The following is a 2,538-nucleotide window of genomic DNA, read 5'->3' as shown; positions in this document are numbered from 1 at the left end:
GTCTACCATCTGATTTAAAAGCCTGAAGGATTTTGACCACTTACAATCTATTTAACGTCTACTTCACAATCAACAAGTAAATGAGTTTTTTAAGCAGGTTGACGGGCCCGAAAACATCGAAGATATTCGTAACATTCCTGGCCAAGCTGGTTTAAAAAAGGCTTGTTTGATTAAAGATAACGATACTGCGTCAACGATGGACATGCGCTTGCAGTTGTTTAATTTAATCAAAGGCGAGCGAAATTTGTTAATACCTAATTCCGAAAAAGTATCTTCCAGGCGAAGAAATAAGCCACAAATAACGCTTGATTTTTCTGAACAAGCTGAAGATGTTGAAGAGAATTATGAACAGGTAACAGGAGAAATAAGTTTTAGGATTATCAAAGCTGGCAATGACAATGATATTACTGAAAGTCAAGCCAGAACTTTTGGTCAAAAAATCAAATCAATTTTTGGGGTGAATGATGGATTAATTAGGCGCCAAGGAAAAGAGCTGCTGTCTTACTGTGATTGGAACCTAGGATATCAAGTGTAAATTTTTTCGAGAGAGGAAAGAGAAGTCAGAAGAATTGTAGAAAAAGTATTAGCAATTCAAGACCATATTCCTGATTGGGAAAACGCTAACTATATAACTAAAGAAGCGGCTAATAGCCGATATCCTACCGTACCGCCTACTAAAGCAATACTGGGAAAGTTAAAGCGGATGCCGAGAGAAAGACCGATGGCAGATGTCCGGTTTCGCTACGCGGCAATATGGGTGCGGGGTATGACCCAACCAACGATTCTTTACGAGTAGGGTGGTAACGAGGACACGCTTGTCTCATAGCCCAAATTTTGGCAAAACAGCGGGAAGTAATCTGGGTGAAATAGCAAAACCGAAGGATTTGTATGGGACGCCGAAAAACAGTAGGAGAGTTACAGGAAGAACTTGAGGAAGCAAGAAGAAGACAACAAGCGAGTGCCAACCGACGAGTTGAGCGTAACCGACCCGATCAATTGATCGCGCCGCAGACAACAGCTTATTATTGATTGATGCTTAGAAGAAGTGGAAATGATCGAGCCGTGTTTTTAGTTACCGTTGATGCTAATATAGTTGCTGCTCCTGGTGGCGCTCCTGGTGGCGGAGATAGTATTGTTACCTTAGCCCAAGCTGGGTTACTGAATGAGGTTCAACCCACAGACGGAGTTTTTGTCGGACCAATTAGGAAAAGCGGAACCAAACCAACTAAAATCTCTTGGTACTACGGCAACGCAACTGCGGTAACCGAATTTACTCCTTGGCAAACGCGCTGGATCAGATTTTACGATGAAAACATTGGAGGACAAAGCCACAGAAGCACCCCTTTCTCTAAGGCAACTGGGGATATTACATCGGAAAATCTTAGAACTGGGTTTATTGAGTTATTTGGTCCAACCGGAACTGTAAGACAACGAGCTTTAGGCGAAAGAGGTAAAGCAACGCTTACTTTTGAAAACGCTGCGATTCGAGTATGAAGACCCTTGACTTTTTGTCAATGCCAGTTCAAATCACTCGGTACCAGTGCCAGCAAGAATTTGAGTACGAAGTTGACTTGATGTTAATCAGACAAAAAGCTTTATCAGAACTAATTCAAGGTCAAATATCGCTATCAGAGTTTGAGGAAATTATTTCTGAGTGCGGTATTGACCCAATTGCAGCTGAAGAAAACTGGACAAGTGGGTTAAGTTTGTTCTAATGAGTTCTTTTCTCAACGACATAGACTTGTCAAATAGTGATTTGTGCGAGGTAGAATACTTTGAGATTGTTTTAGCAGACCTGCATCCAACTTACGGGCGACTAGCTATTGCTGATTTGGCAATTCCTATATTTCGCCGCCGTCGCATTATGGCGGCGCGATTTCACAATCCAGTAGCTAGACCTTGGTGGAAACTAGGGTGTTACTTAAAACAATCAATTCCCGCTCCGGTAACAATTGATTCTTCAGGGTCTATAGAAGTAACTAGGTGGCGAATACCGTTATATCAACGGACGACGAACAGAGAGCAGTTGATTTTTTTCCCTGATTCATCCCCTAGAGTATGGAGACTAACAGCTTCAATCCCACGCTGGCACCTTGAAGCGCATATTACTGTGTGGCGGTATATACGAGAGCTACCCCCCTCTTTCTGGCAAACAATCAATGTGGTTGAAAACAAGGTTGACCAAATACTAGAAAGGCTTTCAAATCGAAATACCTAGCAAGTTTGAAGCTATTATTAAAGAAATTTTGCATTGGCAGAGATTGAGCAAGCTTACGGAACAATTCCAGATGTCAAGCTTGTTACTAAAAAGAATTACAAAGATTTAGTGAAATTAGTTCAGGATAAAATTTACAACCAGCAACAAAAGTCCTAATGAACTTAACCACTAATAAACAGTATGTCCATTTCAAATGTCGGTCCTGGTTTTTCGGGAATTACTCGCCGCCTAGAAACTACTGCTAGCAACAGCATTACTGTGAATGTCACCGCGACTTCAACGCTTGAAAGTGCCGCTAACAGCGAGCGCCTGGTTCTTTA

Annotated in this window: 5 protein-coding genes; all 5 read left to right on the top strand. The window is 41.7% G+C overall.

Annotated elements, in window-relative coordinates:
- Positions 1 to 166 precede the first annotated feature (166 nt).
- The 5 genes from ACE1CM_RS09530 to ACE1CM_RS09510 all read left to right on the top strand — a co-directional run bounded on the left by ACE1CM_RS09530 (position 167) and on the right by ACE1CM_RS09510 (position 2,218).
- On the top strand, positions 167 to 535 hold the full coding sequence (locus ACE1CM_RS09530) for a hypothetical protein (protein ID WP_374877176.1): 369 nt from the start codon (positions 167 to 169) through the stop codon (positions 533 to 535).
- Positions 536 to 888: 353 nt separating this feature from the next.
- Positions 889 to 1,029 (top strand): hypothetical protein, encoded by a 141-nt coding sequence (locus tag ACE1CM_RS09525; RefSeq protein WP_374877175.1) that lies wholly within the window; start codon positions 889 to 891, stop codon positions 1,027 to 1,029.
- 33 nt (positions 1,030 to 1,062) lie between these two features.
- Positions 1,063 to 1,494, top strand: a complete 432-nt coding sequence (locus tag ACE1CM_RS09520) for a hypothetical protein (RefSeq protein ID WP_374877174.1) — start codon at positions 1,063 to 1,065, stop codon at positions 1,492 to 1,494.
- Complete coding sequence (locus ACE1CM_RS09515) at positions 1,491 to 1,715, top strand: hypothetical protein (protein WP_374877173.1); 225 nt, start codon at positions 1,491 to 1,493, stop codon at positions 1,713 to 1,715. The genes ACE1CM_RS09520 and ACE1CM_RS09515 overlap by 4 nt, the downstream gene beginning before the upstream one ends.
- Positions 1,715 to 2,218, top strand: a complete 504-nt coding sequence (locus tag ACE1CM_RS09510) for a hypothetical protein (RefSeq protein WP_374877172.1) — start codon at positions 1,715 to 1,717, stop codon at positions 2,216 to 2,218. The genes ACE1CM_RS09515 and ACE1CM_RS09510 overlap by 1 nt, the downstream gene beginning before the upstream one ends.
- The last annotated feature ends 320 nt before the right edge of the window (positions 2,219 to 2,538 follow it).

Origin of the sequence: Microseira sp. BLCC-F43 (genome assembly GCF_041929235.1) — a bacterium.
Lineage (GTDB): Bacteria > Cyanobacteriota > Cyanobacteriia > Cyanobacteriales > Aerosakkonemataceae > Microseira.
The sequence above is the reverse complement of the archived record's forward strand: the minus strand, read 5'-3'. Positions and strand labels throughout refer to the sequence as shown.

What these genes read in the sequence shown, in the direction of transcription:
- ACE1CM_RS09525 (WP_374877175.1), top strand. Translation starts at nt 889, where the DNA reads ATGGGACGCCGAAAAACAGTAGGAGAGTTACAGGAAGAACTTGAGGAA.
- ACE1CM_RS09515 (WP_374877173.1), top strand. Translation starts at nt 1,491, where the DNA reads ATGAAGACCCTTGACTTTTTGTCAATGCCAGTTCAAATCACTCGGTAC.
- ACE1CM_RS09510 (WP_374877172.1), top strand. Translation starts at nt 1,715, where the DNA reads ATGAGTTCTTTTCTCAACGACATAGACTTGTCAAATAGTGATTTGTGC.